Consider the following 16,724-nt stretch of genomic DNA (forward strand, 5'->3'; position numbering starts at 1 on the left):
AGGCTTGGGCATTTTTTCCCATTCATCTAACTTGGAAAGTAGAATTTCTGTCGCTTTTTGTTTGTCCATCGTTTTTTGTGGCTAATTTAGTATTGCTCTGCATTTATTCGTACACCCAACTCGAATCAGGTACTAAGGTGCTGAAAATAGTTCTTATTAACGAGGACATAAAACCACAAAATTCGGCTTACAGGCGGTGTTGAGCAAACAATCCTGCCAAATTCGCTGTTATTCGGCTAATCTGACGTAATTTTGCAATCTACTTTGGTATTGAGTAGTTGGTATCAAGTATTGCGCACAGTTTTTGTTCCAATCCACCCACTACTCAATACCCATTACTTAATACAAATTTTTGAATGAAACACATTCGCAATTTCTGCATCATTGCTCATATTGACCACGGCAAAAGTACGCTGGCCGACCGCTTGTTGGAGTTTACCAAAACGGTTACTGACCGTCAAATGCAAGCCCAGCTTCTTGATAATATGGATTTGGAACGGGAGCGCGGTATTACCATCAAGAGCCACGCCATCCAGATGGATTATTTGTACAAAGGCGAAAAATACACCCTCAATCTTATTGATACGCCCGGTCACGTTGACTTTAGTTACGAGGTATCTCGCTCCATAGCCGCCTGTGAAGGTGCTTTGTTGCTGGTGGATGCTTCGCAGGGAGTAGAGGCGCAGACTATTTCCAATCTATACTTGGCTATGAATCAAGGATTGGTGATTATCCCCGTTTTAAACAAAATCGACCTTCCCGGCGCAATGCCTGAAGAGATCAAAGATGAAATGGAAGACCTACTTGCCTGCGACCGAGACGATATTATTCCCGCCTCCGGAAAGGCAGGAATTGGAATTGAGGAGATTTTAGCGGCTATTGTAGAACGTATTCCGGCCCCCAAAGGCAATCCTGACATCGAACTTCAAGCCCTGATTTTTGACTCCGTATTTAATTCTTACCGAGGTATTGAAGTAATCTTCCGTGTTCAAAACGGCAGTATCCGCAAAGGAGATAAAGTAAAATTTGTGGCAACGGGCAAAGAATACAACGCCGACGAAATCGGAACGTTGCGTTTGGATAAAGAACCCAAAGAGGTGGTTGAATGCGGCGACGTAGGATATCTGATTTCGGGAATTAAAGTAGCCCGTGAAGTAAAAGTGGGAGATACCATCACGCACGTTGACAAGCCTTCTAAAGAACCCATCAATGGATTTGAAGAAGTAAAACCAATGGTATTTGCCGGACTTTATCCCGTTGAAACCAGCGAGTTTGAAGAAATGCGCGAGGCCATGGAAAAACTCCAACTCAACGACGCCTCCCTAGTGTGGGAACCCGAAACTTCGGCGGCGTTGGGCTTTGGATTCCGTTGCGGCTTCTTGGGCATGTTGCACATGGAAATCGTGCAGGAACGTCTGGAACGGGAATTTGACATGACTGTCATTACGACGGTTCCTTCGGTAAAATTCAAAGTGGTGACCACCAAAGGTGGACTGCTCGAAGTAAGCGCTCCTTCCGAAATGCCAGAGCCCAATTATATTGAATGGATTGAAGAGCCTTTCATCAAGGCACAAATCATTACCAAGTCAGAATATATTGGGGGCATTCTGAAATTATGCATGGATAAACGTGGCTTGCTGAAAAACCAAAATTACCTCACTGCTGACCGCGTGGAATTGGTCTTTGAGATGCCGTTAGCCGAAGTGGTGTTTGACTTTTTTGATAAATTAAAAACCATCTCTCGCGGTTATGCTTCTCTTGACTACGAACTGCTGGATTATCGTGAGTCGGATATGATTAAACTCGACGTAATGCTCAATGGCGACGCAATAGATGCCCTTTCCGCCATTGTTCACCGCACCAAAGCCTATGAATGGGGTAAGAAACTGTGCGAGAAATTGCGTGAATTAATTCCCCGCCAAATGTTTGAAATTGCGATTCAGGCGGCTATCGGCCAGAAAATCATCGCCCGCGAAACGGTGAAAGCCATGCGCAAGGACGTATTGGCCAAGTGTTACGGAGGGGATATTTCGCGGAAACGTAAATTGTTGGAAAAACAGAAAAAAGGAAAGAAACGCATGCGCCAAGTGGGTAGTGTAGAAATCCCGCAAGAAGCGTTTATGGCGGTATTGAAGATAAATTAATATCAAGAATTATGGGATTGCTGGAACATAATCATCAATTCTATACCATCCCCGAGTACCTCGAACTTGAGCGCCAAACAGGCATCAAGTTCGAGTATGAAGATGGAGAGGTTTTTGCCATGGTAGGAGGAACTGCTACACATAGCCGAATCAGTACGAATATAACGGGAGAATTACGACAGGTTTTAAAGAGAAAACTTTGTAATGAATACAACAGTGACCTAAAAATCGCTATTAACGAAGAAAAATATCGCTACGCTGATGCTTCAGTAATTTGCGGCCCGGTAGAATACTACGATGAGAATCCCGAAGCAGCTAAAAATCCTCTATTGATAGTAGAAGTACTTTCAGAAAGTTCGGAATCGTACGATCGAGGCGAGAAATTTAAAAAATACCGTCAGATTCCTACTTTCAGGGAATATATATTGATTGAACAACGCTTTCCGTTAGTAGAAGTATTTTTTAAAATAGACGAAAAAACCTGGCAATACCGGGTGTATGAGCAATTGGACCAAATGGTGCAGTTAAATTCCATAGAAGCCGAAATTCCACTTGCCGAATTATACAGCGGAGTGATTTTCAATGAACAACCATCGAACTAATTTCTGAAGAAATAAACGACTTTTGAGTGTTTCTACTAATTTTGACACTCTAAACATAAAGGAACCATTCCCTATTCATATTCACTCATATGGCAGAAGTAATCCGAATGCCCAAGATGTCCGATACCATGACCGAAGGGGTCATTGCAGCTTGGCACAAAAAAGTAGGAGATGTAATAAAATCAGGTGATATTATCGCCGAAGTAGAAACCGATAAAGCCACCATGGATTTGGAGTCTTACCAAGAAGGTACACTCCTGTACATAGGTGTAGAAAAGGGCGCTGCTGTACCTATTGATGGCATTATGGCCATCGTCGGTGCTCCGGGCGAAGATTACAAAGCCCTCCTTGATGGTGGTGGTAATGCCCCTCAACCGGCACCCGCTCCTGCCCCAAGTGAGCAACCTGCCACTCCGGCTCCTCAACCTACAGCATCTGCACCCGCTACACCCGCACCTGCTGCTCCTGCGCCGGCCGCCAATGTGAACGCAACGGTCGTTCGGATGCCAAAAATGAGCGATACCATGACCGAAGGAGTACTCGTGTCCTGGTTGAAAAAAGTGGGCGACAAAGTAAAATCGGGCGATATTATTGCGGAAGTCGAAACCGACAAAGCAACCATGGAGCTTGAAAATTACGAAGACGGCACCTTGTTGTACTTAGGAGCTAAGGAAGGTGAAGCAGTGCCTGTTGATGGCATCATTGCCATTGTAGGTGAAGAAGGCGCTGATTTCCAAGCCTTATTAGGTGGCGGAGGTCAACCTGTGGCCCCAGCAGCTGTAGCCGCTCCCGAAGCAACTCCGGCACCTGCCGCCTCGGCACCGCAAGCTTCCGATAATGGCAGCGATTCCCGTATCAAGGCATCTCCATTAGCGAAAGCATTGGCTAAAGATAAAAATGTCGATTTGACCAAAATCACCGGTTCCGGTGAAGGTGGACGTATCGTAAAGAAAGATATTGATGCAGCTCAGGCATCTCCTGTTGCTGCTCCTCAACCCGTTGCGCAACCTGTTCAGGCACCACAGGCAGAAAAATCGGCACCAACACCGGCTCCGGCCACTGCATCGGCAGGCGATTACGAAGATACGCCTGTATCACAGATGCGCAAAACCATTGCCCGTCGTTTGAGCGAAAGCTTATTTACCGCACCGCATTTCTATTTGACGATGGAAATCACGATGGATAAAGCCATGGAATTGCGCGGTAAAATCAACGAGGTAAGTCCGGTCAAAATATCCTTTAATGACATGGTAATCAAAGCAGCGGCGTTGGCACTCAAGCAACACCCTGCCGTTAACTCTTCTTGGTTAGGTGATAAAATCCGTAAATACAACTACGTGAACATAGGCGTGGCAGTAGCGGTAGATGAAGGCTTGCTCGTGCCTGTGGTGCGCGATGCTGATAAAAAAGTACTTTCAGTCATTGCGGGTGAAGTAAAAGAAATGGCCGCGAAAGCCAAAGACAAAAAACTGCAACCAAAAGATTGGGAAGGAAATACATTCTCTATTTCTAACTTGGGAATGTTCGGCATTGATGAATTTACCGCCATCATCAACCCACCTGATTCGTGCATCATGGCCGTGGGAGGTATCAAGAAAGTAGCTGCGTTTAAAGAAGATGGCAGTATCTATCCTACCAATATCATGAAAGTAACGCTTTCGTGCGACCACCGCGCGGTAGATGGTGCAACGGGCTCTGCCTTCTTACAAACATTTAAGAAATTGTTAGAAAATCCGCTTGGAATGTTAGTATAACACCGCCTTACGGCAGCGGCCGACCTTCATCCCTCTCCTAATACTATTTGTAGGAGAGGGATTTTTTATTGCCAATCGTTTGTTTCCTATCAAATCAGAATATTTTCAATACAATTATGCAAGCAATTCACGCCACTACTGTAGTGGGTATCATTCATAACGGCGAAGTTGTTTTAGGCGCCGACGGACAAGCTACCATGGGTAACACCGTTGCCAAAAGCAATGTCCGTAAAGTCCGGAGTTTGGCAGGAGGAAAAGTAATCGCAGGTTTTGCCGGTTCTACTGCCGACGCGTTTACGCTTATGGAACGCTTTGAAGAAAAACTGAATGCCTACGGAGGCAACTTAAAACGGGCAGCGATTGAACTGGCCAAAGATTGGCGTACCGACCGTTTTTTACGCCGCCTTGAAGCGATGATGATTGTAGCTGGCAAAGGCGAGATGCTTGTTATTTCAGGTACAGGAGATGTATTGGAACCCGATAATCAAGTAGCAGCTATAGGCTCGGGTTCTATGTACGCCCAAGCGGCAGCATTAGCCCTTAAAAAACATGCCCCCCAACTTACTGCTGAAGAAATGGTGCGCGAAAGCCTTCACATCGCGGCGGATATTTGCATCTATACCAATCATAATTTGGTGGTAGAAAAAGTGAAAGAGTAAAATAAACCTTTATCCATGAAATACCTTATCGTTGGCCTCGGAAACATCGGGCCGGAATATGCACTTACCCGACATAACGTCGGTTTTATGGTATTGGACAGATTAGCGGCGCAGAATGACTTCAAGTTTACCATGCAAAAACTCGCCTATACCGCCGAATTCAAGTACAAAGGCCGTCCAATCTATTTTATCAAGCCCACTACCTACATGAATCTGAGCGGAAAAGCCTTGCGCTACTACATGGATGCGTACAAAGTCCCGGTCGAAAATGTATTGGTGATTACGGACGAAATTCAATTGCCGCAAGGAACAATCCGAATTAAGCCCAAAGGCTCTAACGGAGGGCATAACGGCCTGAAAAACATTGAAGAGTTACTCGGCACTCAGGAGTACGCCCGTTTGCGCTTTGGGGTAGGCAGTGATTTCCCTCGTGGACAACAGGTTAAGTATGTTTTAAGCAATTTCCCCGAAAATAATTTAGAGGAATTACTCATTGATTTAGACCGTGCAGGCGACGCTGTACTTAGTTTTTGTACTTTAGGCATAAATCAAGCCATGAATAATTTCAATCAATGATTGTACTTTTTAAAGAATTTTATTTTTTTGATAAAAAAATTTTTATCAACATAGTATTATTCTAATCAGAATAAAATTCTGAATAATTTAACATTACATTCTTTTTACTTTTACAAAACGGTTATTATTAGAACATTACACAAAACAATATTCCGATTGATGGAAAACCAAAATTTGGATATATAAAATTTCTCCCGACCTTTGTATCGTTCAATCAGCAAAAGCAAATTGAACTTTATTATGAAATTCAAAGTTTACTTAATTATATTTGCATTTGTAGTAAAGAGCACCGAATCAAAAGCAGCAGAAAATAACAAATCCAGCAATAATACGAAAGTAGTTGCGCTGGTAAACGCCCAACAAAAGGCATTTGAGTTGTATATCAACGAACAATATACGCCTTTTACTGAACAAGAAGAATGGAAATTTTTTGTAGAAATAGTGACTTATTACAACAACAATCCGTCTAAGTTTTTGAATGTAAATCCTGAAAAGCAAAGACAATTCAAAAGTGCAGTACACCTTTTGAGCCACGCAATGAGTAACAGTACGGACGAAAGTGCGAAAAGCTGGCTTGAAAGTTTAAAAAAGACATCACACAATATCAATTTTCTCTGGAATCTGGACTGGGATAGTCTGACACCAAAAGAAGAAGCCCAAAGTCAAGCAGAGCCAATCAGTTCACTGAACGGTTTTTAAGAAGAGTCGAAAATTGAGAGATAAAGAGAATTAGTTTTTTCATGTAGAAAAGGTTAAGGGTTTAGGAATAGTCAGTATAAAGCCCCGCTCACGATAGCGGGGCTTTATCTTTTTATAAGGCCAAAGGTCGGCGAGGTTTGGAACGGGGGCACGGTACGCCGTTGCGGGCCAGCCCTCGCCGACCTTACTTTAAGCAACTACTTTCTGAATCACCTTTCCCGAAACGTCTGTCAGGCGGAAATTTCTTCCCTGAAACTCATAGGTAAATTCTTCGTGATTGAAGCCTAATTGATGCAAAATCGTGGCTTGCAAATCGTGGATATGTGTTCGATCTTTGATACCGAAATAGCCCAGTTCATCGCTTTCTCCCATACTAAACCCTTTTTTCACTCCTCCGCCCGCCATCCAACAGGTAAAGGCATCGGTATGGTGGTCACGGCCCTTGAAAGGCATCTTTTTACCGTTGCGGTTTTCCTGCATCGGCGTCCGACCAAATTCTGTTCCCCACACCACCAAGGTTTCATCCAACATTCCCCGTTGTTTTAAGTCCAACAACAAGGCAGTCATGGATTTATCAATTTGTTTTACTTTATCTCGAAGTCCAAATTCCAGCGAGGTTCCTTTGCCATCGCCGTGGGTATCCCAACCCCAATCATACAACTGGACAAAACGAACGCCTTTTTCCACTAATTTTCTGGCCAGCAAACAGTTATTGGCAAATGAAGCTTTTCCAGGCTCGGTGCCATACAGTTCGTGAATGTACTCAGGTTCTTTACTGATGTCCATTATTTCAGGCACCGAAACCTGCATTTTGAACGCCATTTCATATTGTGCAATCCGAGCCAGCGTTTCAGGATCTTTGAATTCTTCGTACTGCTGACGATTGACTTCCGAAAGGGCGTCAATGGCTTTTTTTCGTAAATCGCGGTCTAATCCGCCTGGGTCGCTCAGAAAAAGTACAGGATCGCCTTCCGACCGACATTGAACACCTTGATACACCGAAGGTAAAAATCCGCTTCCCCACACCGACTTACCTGCATCAGGTGCTTTGCCTCCCGACGTAAGCACGACAAATCCCGGCAAATTCGCATTTTCAGAGCCTAACCCGTAGGTGACCCACGAACCCATCGAAGGACGTCCCAATCGCGCACTGCCTGTGTGCATAAACAACTGCGCAGGTGCGTGGTTGAACTGGTCGGTGTACATAGCCTTTAGAAACGACATTTCGTCGGCAACCGAAGGCAAATAGCTAAAATAGTCAGACATCCAAGCGCCTGATTGCCCATGTTGCTTAAATTGTCCTACCGAACCCAACATATCAGGTACTCCCCGAATGAAGGCAAATTTTTTACCTTCCAAAAACGAAGGCGGACAGGGCTGCCCATCCAATTTTGTCAGTTCAGGTTTATAATCCCACAATTCCAATTGCGACGGCGAGCCGCACATGTGCATAAAAATCACCGACTTGGCTTTGGCCGCAAATTGAGATATTTTCGGGTCCAGCGGGCCAGTTAGGATAGGAGCACCTGCTTTTTTTTCCGTTCCGCATCCCCCAAACATTGTGCCCAAAGCCATCATGCCCAATCCCGAGGTGCATTGTTTCAGAAAATGTCGCCGTGTTTCAAACAACGCTGATTCAAGTTGGAGTTCTTGTTGGAGCTTCATATCATTCCTTCGTTATAAATTCGTCCATGTTCAACATGATGTTGGAAACTACTGCCAAAGCCGCCGATTCAGGAGTTGAATTACACATCCACTCTTCCTGTTTTTTAGGGTCTTTTTTGAAACGTACCAAGGCTTCTTGGTAGAGTTTTTCAAAGATGCGTTCTTTGGGTTGAGGAATGTCATGCCCAGTCATCCACCAATAGCCCTTTTTGATTTGCTCGCCTACCGTTTTTCCACCTTCAAATTCCATGCGTTGGGCAAATCGTTGGGCCATTTCCACAAAAGCAGTATCATTGAGTGTCACCAAAGCCTGCAAAGGTGTATTGGTCCTAATTCTTCTGGCCAAACACACATCGCGCGTAGAGCCGTCAAACGTAAGCATACTCGGATACGGACTCGACCGCCGAATATAAGTGTAAACCGCGCGGCGATACGCGTCTTCTCCCGAGCTCAATTGCCACTTGGCATCGCTGTACACGGCTTGCCAAACTCCCTGCGGTTGATACGGCATTACGGGTTTTCCGTACATTTTTCGGCTCAACAAATTACTCACTACCAAAGTTTGGTCACGCACCTGCTCGCCCGTCAAACGTACCCGAGGGCCGCGTGCCAGGTAACGATTGGAAGGGTCTTTGGCCAACAATTCGTCGGTAGCGTGTGAATCTTGGCGATACGTAGATGAAAGCACAATTTCTTTAAGCAACGGTTTCAGTTGCCATTTTAAATCGTGCATAAAACGATACGACAGAAAATCCAGCAACTCTTGATGCGTGGGGGCAAAACCCTGCGAACCCATATCTTCGAGAGTTTCGACCAAACCGGTACCAAACAGTTGCTCCCATACCCGATTCACCATGGTTCGGGCCGTGAGCGGATTGTCTTTGGAAGCAATCCACTGCGCCAGTCCAAGGCGGTTACGCGGGGCATTTTTGGGAAAAGGATGCAGCGAATGCGGCACGTCTGCCTCTACGGTTCTGGTGGGCGAAAACATACTTCCTCGTTCAAAAATTCGCGTCGTGCGCTTCAAATCAACCGGGTTTTCCAGTAAAATGGGTACATTTTCGGTCTTGGTCAGCAACAACTCGTTGTAAGCACGAAGTTGTTTTTCATAGTCCGGTTTACCTCTGCCCGGTAAATCTTCTTCCAAAAACATCACCCAATTCATCAAACAAACGTCTTGGGTTTCGGATTTGAGGGTTGGGTTTCGGAAAATGAAATGCAAATCTTTTCGAGTCTTGAAAACGGGCAAATCCACCCATTTGAGCAGGGTAAGTCCGTTCCAAAAATTACGTCCTTTCGCGGTATCCAATTTCACAACGGCAAGCGTCTGACCATTCAAGCTGTCAAGTTTTATTTCAATGCTTCCCCCTTTTTGAGCCGTTGCGTACGAAATCAGCATTTTTTGTTTGCCCACTACGGGTGCGCTTTTCAGCCGACACGTACCGCCGTTTTGCATTCCCATGTATGAACTCGGCTCGGAGGTTCCTTTCTTAAAACTGTCAAAATTATGGGCATAAATGCGCGGCTCTACCGTTCGGAGAAAATGCGACATTTGTTGGGCTTTTTTCTCCGAAACATTGGTTTTCAGCCAATCCGTCAATTCGTCTAATTTCTTTTGGTCCTGTTCCTCAAAAAACCGCAAATGCGCCGATTCGTCCATGACATCTTCGTCGCGGGTATTGTTAAAAAACGCCATGTATTTGTAAAACTCCTCGTGCCTGAACGGGTCATAAGGGTGGCTGTGGCATTGCGTACAGGCAAACGTAGTGCTATTGAACGCTACCCAATTGGTACTGACCCGGTCCAATACCGCTGACGTTCTGAACTCTTCATCATCAGTTCCTCCTTCATCATTGTTCATTGAATTTCGGTGAAAAGCCGTCGCAATCAACTGACTTTCGGAAGGAGGCTGCCCGTTGGGGTTGGTCAATAAGTCGCCCGCTAGTTGTTCAGTGATGAATTGATCGTAAGGCATATTGTCGTTAAACGCCTTAATGACCCAATCACGGTAGCGCCAGATGTTTCGAGAATCATCCTTCTCATAGCCTTTTGAATCGGCATAACGCGCCAAATCCAGCCACATTGCCGCCCATTTCTCGCCAAAAGCAGGAGATTTCAGAAGAGAATCTACAAAGGTTTCGTAGGCTTTGGGAGATTTATCCGTTAAAAATTGTCGGTATTGTTTTTCCGTCGGAGTAAGACCCGTTAAATCCAAACTTACGCGGCGCAGCAGGGTAGCTTTATCGGTTTCTTTGGCGTGTCTAAGGCCCTGTTGCTTGGATTTTTCTTCTACAAAACGGTCAATATCAGTAGCGGCCCAGCTATTTTTTCCCGTCAACTTTTCCCACACAGAAGCCGTGGGAACTGCTGGTTTTTCTACGGTTTTATACGCCCAATGTTTCCCCCAAACAGCCCCCTGATTTACCCAGTCCGTCAGAATTTGAACTTCTTCATCGGTCAAGGGATCGCCTTTTTTCGGCATTAGTTTTTCGGGGTCTGAGTGTCTGAGTCGGGTAATAAACTCCGAATCGTCCGCATCTCCAGGAATAATCGCAGGCTTGCCGGATTTGGTTTTACCAAGTGCTTCTTCTTCAAACAATAAACTAAACCCTCCTGCCTTTTTGACACCTCCGTGACAGGAGAGGCATTTTTTGTTCAAAATAGGTTTTACTTGCGTATTGAAATCCACCTTTTCGCTAAAAAAAGTGTGATAACCATATCCTAAAACAAATAAGGAAGACGTAGCGAGTAACGCTTTATTGAGGAAAGTCATGAGTTTAAGAATCTATTGCGTCCATTACGGTTAGAAGAAATTGTTAACCGAAATGGACGCAATTTTACTTTACACTAAAACGCAGGGAACCAACGATTTTACTTATTGTTATACATTCACCAACATTCCCAATTGACGCTCTTCTTTCCAGCGTCCACGGGTAAAATCAGGGAATTTGACAGGAGCATTACCGCCCTGAATAGAAAGCGCCGAAAGCGGAGTGACTGACGACCACGAAGCCGCGTCGTAAACGTCCATGTCCAACGACGTACCGCGATTAAAGCAATCAATCAGGCGATAAATCAGCACAAAGTCCATTCCGCCATGACCGCCGTTCTTCTCTATTTCGTCCTTCATTTTAGCCCAAATCGGGTGTTTATATTGCTCTCGGAGTGCTTTGTATTCTTCGTCTTTCAGAAATCCATGCCCTTGTCCTTTTTTGGAAAAATGACTTGGATAGCCCATGTGGAAGGCTTTCGTACCAGCCAACATATTGATGCGGCTGTAAGGGCGTGCCGTAACGATATCGTGCTGAACTAAAATTGAACGCCCTAAATGGGTTTTAATCAAGGTATTATTCATATCGCCTTTTTTAAATCCTTTACGATTATGAAACTCATTGGTGGCGTCGGTCATTGTTCCTGAATCTTCACTCAAACTTGCTTCCAAACTGCTCATCGAAACCAAGTGATTGAAGCGGTCGCCACGGTCAATGTTCATATACTGCGATACGGGACCAAGGCCGTGCATCGGATACAGGTTTCCGTCGCGGGTCAGGTTGTGACGAATACGCCACATATTGTAGTATTCTGTTTTTGAGAAAAGCAACTCGCGCAGGTCGTGGATGTAACCACATTCGGCGTACGTAAGCGTTCCAAAAAGACCCTGATGCGCCATATTTAGCAACCAAAGCTCTTCGTCACCGTAGCATACGTTTTCGAGCATCATGCAATTTCTCTGCGTTTGCTCGGCGGTGTTCACCAATTTCCAGCAGTCTTCAAGCGTGTAAGCCGCGGGCACTTCGGTGGCGGCGTGTTTACCCTGCTGCATGGCATACACACACATAGGGACGTGGTCTTCCCAAGGAGTCGCGATGATGACTAAATCAATGTCGTCGCGACGGCACATTTCTTTCCACGCATCAATTTTGGTATGATAATAAGCTACGTCAGTTACCCCTTTTGACTCCAACCAGTCTTTGGTTCTTTTGGTATAACGTTCCTGAATGTCACACACGGCCACGATTTTGGCTTTTGCACCGCAGGCGTGTACCAACTTCACGTGTCCCGAACCCCGATTTCCGACCCCAATAAAAGCGACTCGTACTTGGGCAATAGGAGCACCTTTAAGACCAATTACTGATTTGCCAGCAGCTTTGGGTACTTCGTTGGAACGTGCAATCTGTGCTTCAATGGAATTGTTATTGGCCTTGGAAACAAAAGGCAAGCCTAAAGCAGAACCTATGGCGGCCGTAGCTTTCAAAAAGGAACGCCGCTCTAAAAGATTTTTCATGAAATGGGGAGAGGTTTGAAGGTTAACAAATGGTCGATTGTTGATATACGATGGCCGATTTGGAGTGATTATCCGATATGGCAATCCTACTTCTAAAACAGGGAAGCAAATTAATAAATTAATTTAAAAAATAAAAAAAGAGGTGATAGGATTTCAGCAAAAATTGCAGTCTTTTCTTGCTATAACTTTTTATTAAACAATATTAAATAACAAAATGTTGTGAATTTTCAGGAGCTAACTTCGTCATAGAAAATATACCCAAAATTCAGTTGGCAACCCTGTTGACCCGAAAATCAACCCACTGAGGTTAGACCATGCCCACCCACCCCCTCGTTTCGCCGCAGACATTGCCTTTTTTTGATTATACCATCGTGGGTGCGGGGGCCTCCGGTCTTTGGTTAGCCTTATCCCTCTATCAACAGGGGTTGCTGGAAACCCGGCTTTTGTGTATCGTAGAAAGTGATTCAACAAAGCAAAACGACCGAACCTGGTGTTATTGGGCAGCGTCACCATTGGAGCCTGACGAAATTGTGAGCAAATCGTGGTCTTCTATTTTCAATCCACACGACCTCTCACAGCGCAGTGATTTATCTCCTTACTCGTATTATCACGTACGGAGTGCCGATTTTTACACATACATCAGACAACAATTAGCGGGTTGCCTCAACATTACCTGGCGCACAATGACCGTGGTAGAAATTGATGAGCAACCTGCGAACGTTGTGGTAAAAACCACTAACGATACCTGGTGGAGTAGTCGAGTATTTATTTCGGCACTGCCTGCCCAAAGGAATGTTCAACCAACTTCTTCCAATGTAGTTTCTGCGTTTTTAGGGAATCAAAAAAGAAAAAAAAAGGCACTTATCCTGTGGCAAACCTTTGTAGGATGGCGAGTCCGAACGGGTGAGCCTGTATTTGACGATACTTGTGCTAGCCTCATGCGATTTGACATAGCCCAAAACGGCAGTACCCAATTTATGTACGAGCTGCCCTTTTCCACTACCGAAGCGTTGGTCGAAATAACTCGATTTGGCAAGCATCCGCTCACGCGAGATGAAGCTGAGGCGGCATTGAGTGAATATATGCTCCAAAAAAATATCTCCTATCAAATTTTGGAAGAAGAAGTAGGAGTTATTCCCATGACACCCCAATTTGATGTGCAACGAAAGTACCTGAATGCCCAAACGCGGCTCATTTACCTCGGTACTTTGGGCGGAGCCCTCAAGCCCACCACTGGCTACGGATTTCAGCGAATGCAAGCCTACGGGAAAGCCCTTGCTTCTGCCCTTAAAGAAAACAAACCTCTGCCCACGATGCGGCGGTCGCGGCGATTTCGGTTTTATGACCATTTACTTTTGCAAATTTTATTCCGATACCCCAACCGCGGTAAAGCCGTATTTCAACGCCTTTTTGAAACTCAGCCCGTGTCTCGTATCTTACGATTTTTGGATGAAGAAACCAACCTTTGGGAAGAAACGCTGATTTTTATCCGCTTGCCCATCGGGTTATTCCTTCGCAGCTTAATCTCTTATTATTTCAACGCATGAAATACGCACAATCCACTTTATTTACGTTCCAGTGCCTTCTGCAAGGCCTGCTTATCGGGCTGTTTTGGCTCTTAGATTGGAATGCGGCGGGGCAAGCGGCCATCTGTGGTGTGTTGCTGTGTAGCGTTGGGATTCCCCACGGAGCAAATGACCACTTGTACCGTCAAAGTACTACATTAATGGGTTTATTGGCATTTGTGGGAATTTATCTGGGCTCGATGGGTGCCTATCTGGCCGTTTGGTGGGTAGCACCAACAGCCGCTTTGCTCATTTTCTTTGTTATTTCTCTCCATCATTTCGGACAATCAAACTTTGAGAACCCCTCGGTTTGGTATTTGCCCTCTTTACTTTGGGGAATATGGCTCCTGGCGTTTCCGGTATTGCTGCATTGGGAAGAAGCGCTTGGAATTTTTGGGACGATGGTTGGCAGCAAAAGCGTAGATATTCACATCTCTCAAGCAGGGCGTTGGGGTATCGCAACAGCCTTTACTGTCCTTTATTTAGGGGCTTTGTTGCGTTACGAACGCCAAACTTGGACGCGATATGCCCTGCAATGGGCGGTGGTAACTGCCTGGTATTGTTTTACGCCCTTACTGTTTGGCTTTATTGTGGTCTTCTGCCTTTGGCATTCCCTCCAATCTCTCCAACACCAATTTATGTATTATAAAACAACGCAAAAAGGCACATTCAAACAATTCATTTTAGCCCTCTTCCCCTTTGGTATTTTGGCCTTGACCGGTTTTGGAGTATATATTCATTTTCGGGGTTTTGCGGTTGGTGAAGCCTTTATTCTCCTGTCCCTCATCACCCTGCCTCATATTGTGGTCATGCACCGGCTTTACGGGGAATTTCATTAAAAAAGGCCAATTTTGAGGGGGGGAAATCCCTTAAAGAATTTTTATTTTGTTTAATAAATAAAATTTCTGAACAAAATTCTAAAATACTCCGTTTAATCTACACATCACAAAAAAAAGAAAAAATATGAAATTTCTAAAAATTGTATCTCCGTATCTATACGTTTTGATGGTAGTATTTGTGGTTTTTCATAATACCAGCTATCAGATTAAACGCATGTTTCAAGTACCGCATGTGTTGTACATTGTTCTGGCATTGGCAAGTTTTTTTGTCATTCGTTCGGTCATTAAACAATCAGCTACTACTGACCAACCATAAGTGGTATAGGGGAATTTATTTAACCTAAAGCGTTAAATATGTTCTTTTTATAAAACCATTCCGCTTTTGAGCGGCCAAATCTTAAATCCCATTGAAAGAATAGAATTACCGAAGAAAACCCGTCTCCTTAAACAAGCTCCTGTAAAGTTAGGATGTTTAATAAGACGGGGCAATGACTTATTGTCTACAAAAAATATTTTTTGTAGATAATAGACGAGCCTAATTGAGCTCATCCGAACAATATACGTCAAAGGCTTTCTAAATTTTTTTTTTTTTTTTTTTTTAAAATAAAACAATTTAATCCTAAATTTGCTTTGATACTGTGAGAAACAAATCTCAAACAACATCATCACTAAACCTTTTATTGTAATGCAAATGTTAAACATTCTCTTAGACGGTGCACTCGCCGCAGGTGACTACATCGGTTTTACTTTTTTCACGGGCTACATGTCAATGTTGGCCGCTTCTATTTTCTTTATTGTTGAGCGCGGCACCGTAGCCGACAAGTGGAAAACCTCCTTACTGGTATCTGCTTTGATTACGTTCATTGCCGCAGTACATTATTTTTACATGAGGGGTGTATGGCTCGAAACCCACACATCGCCTACGCAATTCAGATACATTGACTGGACTTTGACAGTACCGTTGATGTGTATTGAGTATTACCTGATTCTGCGTCCGGCCGGCGCAAAAAGCGGTATGCTTGTCCGACTTTTGTTAGGTTCAATTGTGATGCTGGTTGCGGGCTACATCGGTGAAGCCGTAAGTCCTGAGTCTAATGTACTTTGGGGAATCATTTCCACCCTTGGATGGGCTGCGATCATCTATGAAGTCTACATGGGTGAAGCTTCAAAAGTAGCTGCTGCCTCAGACAGCAAAGCGGTAAAGGATGGCTACAATGTATTGCGTTGGTTTACGTTTGTGGGCTGGGCTATTTACCCAATTGGTTACATGCTGCTTCCGGGTAACCTCTTGAGCGGTCTTGTAGCTGGAATGGATTTAACCAAAAGTTCACCCGTCGATTTAGCGTACAACATTGCTGATGCCGTCAACAAAATCGGTTTTGGCCTAGTTGTATATAGCATCGCTAAAAATGCTACCGAATCCGCCAAAGCGAAGGGTGTGGGCGCTTAGATGTAGTTTTTGAAGGTAAAATTAGGGTTTAAGGTAAAAAAGTGTAGCCCCATAACAAGGCTACACTTTTTTGTTTTTTCACTCCCTTATTCCCCAATCTACTATCGGTATTTTATACGGACTCAATGCTGAAATGCCGTATTTTTATAGAATTACCTATTGATTATCAGTACTTTATAAATTAAAGGCGCGCGGAGCTCGTCCGCAATCGTAAATCAGAAATAGTATTACTTTGTACCGAAAAAGGTAAAAAATCTGTAAAATGCGCTTTAACAGAAATCGACAAAAATATTTTTGTGAGTAAGTACTTAGTAAATCTCCCTATCGAACGGGAATTAACAACGTTAATTCGCAAAAAATTAGAAAAATTTTAGTTACGACTCAGGTTCTGAGTCATGTTAGTTAAATTGAATAAAAAGGTTTACCATTGCCCATTGACAGATAAAGAACACATATCGCAACTTCAAGTCCAGTTAGCTACTCAAA

General features: G+C 44.2%; 14 protein-coding genes. 11 read left to right on the forward strand and 3 right to left on the reverse strand.

Translation table 11 applies throughout. From position 1 onward, the window contains the following. The 7 genes from Q0081_RS10175 to Q0081_RS10205 all read left to right on the forward strand — a co-directional run. On the forward strand, window positions 1-203 hold a 203-nt coding region (locus Q0081_RS10175), incomplete at its 5' end, for a hypothetical protein (RefSeq protein WP_298352316.1). Between the two features lie 153 nt (window positions 204-356). Further along, on the forward strand, window positions 357-2,144 hold the full coding sequence (lepA, locus tag Q0081_RS10180) for a translation elongation factor 4 (RefSeq protein WP_298352318.1): 1,788 nt from the start codon (window positions 357-359) through the stop codon (window positions 2,142-2,144). An 11-nt stretch (window positions 2,145-2,155) separates the two neighbouring features. After that, window positions 2,156-2,746: a Uma2 family endonuclease gene (locus Q0081_RS10185; protein WP_298352321.1), complete on the forward strand. Its 591-nt coding sequence runs from the start codon at window positions 2,156-2,158 to the stop codon at window positions 2,744-2,746. An 89-nt stretch (window positions 2,747-2,835) separates the two neighbouring features. Continuing rightward, window positions 2,836-4,500, forward strand: a complete 1,665-nt coding sequence (locus Q0081_RS10190; protein WP_298352324.1) for a pyruvate dehydrogenase complex dihydrolipoamide acetyltransferase — start codon at window positions 2,836-2,838, stop codon at window positions 4,498-4,500. A gap of 116 nt (window positions 4,501-4,616) precedes the next feature. Continuing rightward, the gene (gene hslV / locus Q0081_RS10195) at window positions 4,617-5,159 is read left to right on the forward strand and encodes an ATP-dependent protease subunit HslV (RefSeq protein ID WP_298352327.1); all 543 of its coding nucleotides are present in this window, start codon (window positions 4,617-4,619) and stop codon (window positions 5,157-5,159) included. 15 nt (window positions 5,160-5,174) lie between these two features. Further along, window positions 5,175-5,735 carry an aminoacyl-tRNA hydrolase gene (pth, locus tag Q0081_RS10200; RefSeq protein WP_298352329.1) on the forward strand — a complete coding sequence of 187 codons (561 nt, stop codon included), beginning with the start codon at window positions 5,175-5,177 and terminating at the stop codon, window positions 5,733-5,735. Between the two features lie 240 nt (window positions 5,736-5,975). After that, window positions 5,976-6,434, forward strand: coding sequence for a hypothetical protein (locus Q0081_RS10205; protein ID WP_298352332.1), 459 nt, complete (start codon window positions 5,976-5,978; stop codon window positions 6,432-6,434). A gap of 189 nt (window positions 6,435-6,623) precedes the next feature. Here the strand turns inward: Q0081_RS10205 and Q0081_RS10210 are convergent, their stop codons facing one another. The 3 genes from Q0081_RS10210 to Q0081_RS10220 all read right to left on the reverse strand — a co-directional run bounded on the left by Q0081_RS10210 (window position 6,624) and on the right by Q0081_RS10220 (window position 12,384). Beyond that, window positions 6,624-8,099 carry a DUF1501 domain-containing protein gene (locus tag Q0081_RS10210; RefSeq protein WP_298352336.1) on the reverse strand — a complete coding sequence of 492 codons (1,476 nt, stop codon included), beginning with the start codon at window positions 8,097-8,099 and terminating at the stop codon, window positions 6,624-6,626. A 1-nt stretch (window position 8,100) separates the two neighbouring features. Next, window positions 8,101-10,872 (reverse strand): DUF1553 domain-containing protein, encoded by a 2,772-nt coding sequence (locus Q0081_RS10215; RefSeq protein ID WP_298352339.1) that lies wholly within the window; start codon window positions 10,870-10,872, stop codon window positions 8,101-8,103. Between the two features lie 108 nt (window positions 10,873-10,980). Beyond that, on the reverse strand, window positions 10,981-12,384 hold the full coding sequence (locus Q0081_RS10220; RefSeq protein WP_298352341.1) for a Gfo/Idh/MocA family protein: 1,404 nt from the start codon (window positions 12,382-12,384) through the stop codon (window positions 10,981-10,983). Window positions 12,385-12,698: 314 nt separating this feature from the next. On the opposite strand from Q0081_RS10220, the gene Q0081_RS10225 reads away from it, so the two are divergent. The 4 genes from Q0081_RS10225 (at window position 12,699) to Q0081_RS10240 (ending at window position 16,238) form a co-directional block, all read left to right on the forward strand. Then, window positions 12,699-13,931: a lycopene cyclase family protein gene (locus tag Q0081_RS10225; protein ID WP_298352344.1), complete on the forward strand. Its 1,233-nt coding sequence runs from the start codon at window positions 12,699-12,701 to the stop codon at window positions 13,929-13,931. Beyond that, window positions 13,928-14,788: a Brp/Blh family beta-carotene 15,15'-dioxygenase gene (locus Q0081_RS10230; RefSeq protein WP_298352347.1), complete on the forward strand. Its 861-nt coding sequence runs from the start codon at window positions 13,928-13,930 to the stop codon at window positions 14,786-14,788. Before Q0081_RS10225 ends, Q0081_RS10230 begins: the two co-directional genes overlap by 4 nt. A 124-nt stretch (window positions 14,789-14,912) precedes the next feature. After that, window positions 14,913-15,104, forward strand: a complete 192-nt coding sequence (locus Q0081_RS10235; RefSeq protein WP_298352350.1) for a hypothetical protein — start codon at window positions 14,913-14,915, stop codon at window positions 15,102-15,104. A 369-nt stretch (window positions 15,105-15,473) separates the two neighbouring features. Next, window positions 15,474-16,238: a bacteriorhodopsin-like gene (locus tag Q0081_RS10240; RefSeq protein ID WP_298352353.1), complete on the forward strand. Its 765-nt coding sequence runs from the start codon at window positions 15,474-15,476 to the stop codon at window positions 16,236-16,238. Window positions 16,239-16,724 lie beyond the last annotated feature (486 nt).

This window comes from Runella sp. (assembly GCF_027484545.1).
Taxonomy (GTDB): domain Bacteria; phylum Bacteroidota; class Bacteroidia; order Cytophagales; family Spirosomataceae; genus Runella.

Coding starts and splice junctions, on each gene's coding strand:
- lepA (WP_298352318.1), top strand. CDS start 357: ATGAAACACATTCGCAATTTCTGCATCATTGCTCATATTGACCACGGC.
- Q0081_RS10185 (WP_298352321.1), top strand. CDS start 2,156: ATGGGATTGCTGGAACATAATCATCAATTCTATACCATCCCCGAGTAC.
- Q0081_RS10190 (WP_298352324.1), top strand. CDS start 2,836: ATGGCAGAAGTAATCCGAATGCCCAAGATGTCCGATACCATGACCGAA.
- hslV (WP_298352327.1), top strand. CDS start 4,617: ATGCAAGCAATTCACGCCACTACTGTAGTGGGTATCATTCATAACGGC.
- pth (WP_298352329.1), top strand. CDS start 5,175: ATGAAATACCTTATCGTTGGCCTCGGAAACATCGGGCCGGAATATGCA.
- Q0081_RS10205 (WP_298352332.1), top strand. CDS start 5,976: ATGAAATTCAAAGTTTACTTAATTATATTTGCATTTGTAGTAAAGAGC.
- Q0081_RS10210 (WP_298352336.1), bottom strand. CDS start 8,099: ATGAAGCTCCAACAAGAACTCCAACTTGAATCAGCGTTGTTTGAAACA.
- Q0081_RS10215 (WP_298352339.1), bottom strand. CDS start 10,872: ATGACTTTCCTCAATAAAGCGTTACTCGCTACGTCTTCCTTATTTGTT.
- Q0081_RS10220 (WP_298352341.1), bottom strand. CDS start 12,384: ATGAAAAATCTTTTAGAGCGGCGTTCCTTTTTGAAAGCTACGGCCGCC.
- Q0081_RS10225 (WP_298352344.1), top strand. CDS start 12,699: ATGCCCACCCACCCCCTCGTTTCGCCGCAGACATTGCCTTTTTTTGAT.
- Q0081_RS10230 (WP_298352347.1), top strand. CDS start 13,928: ATGAAATACGCACAATCCACTTTATTTACGTTCCAGTGCCTTCTGCAA.
- Q0081_RS10235 (WP_298352350.1), top strand. CDS start 14,913: ATGAAATTTCTAAAAATTGTATCTCCGTATCTATACGTTTTGATGGTA.
- Q0081_RS10240 (WP_298352353.1), top strand. CDS start 15,474: ATGCAAATGTTAAACATTCTCTTAGACGGTGCACTCGCCGCAGGTGAC.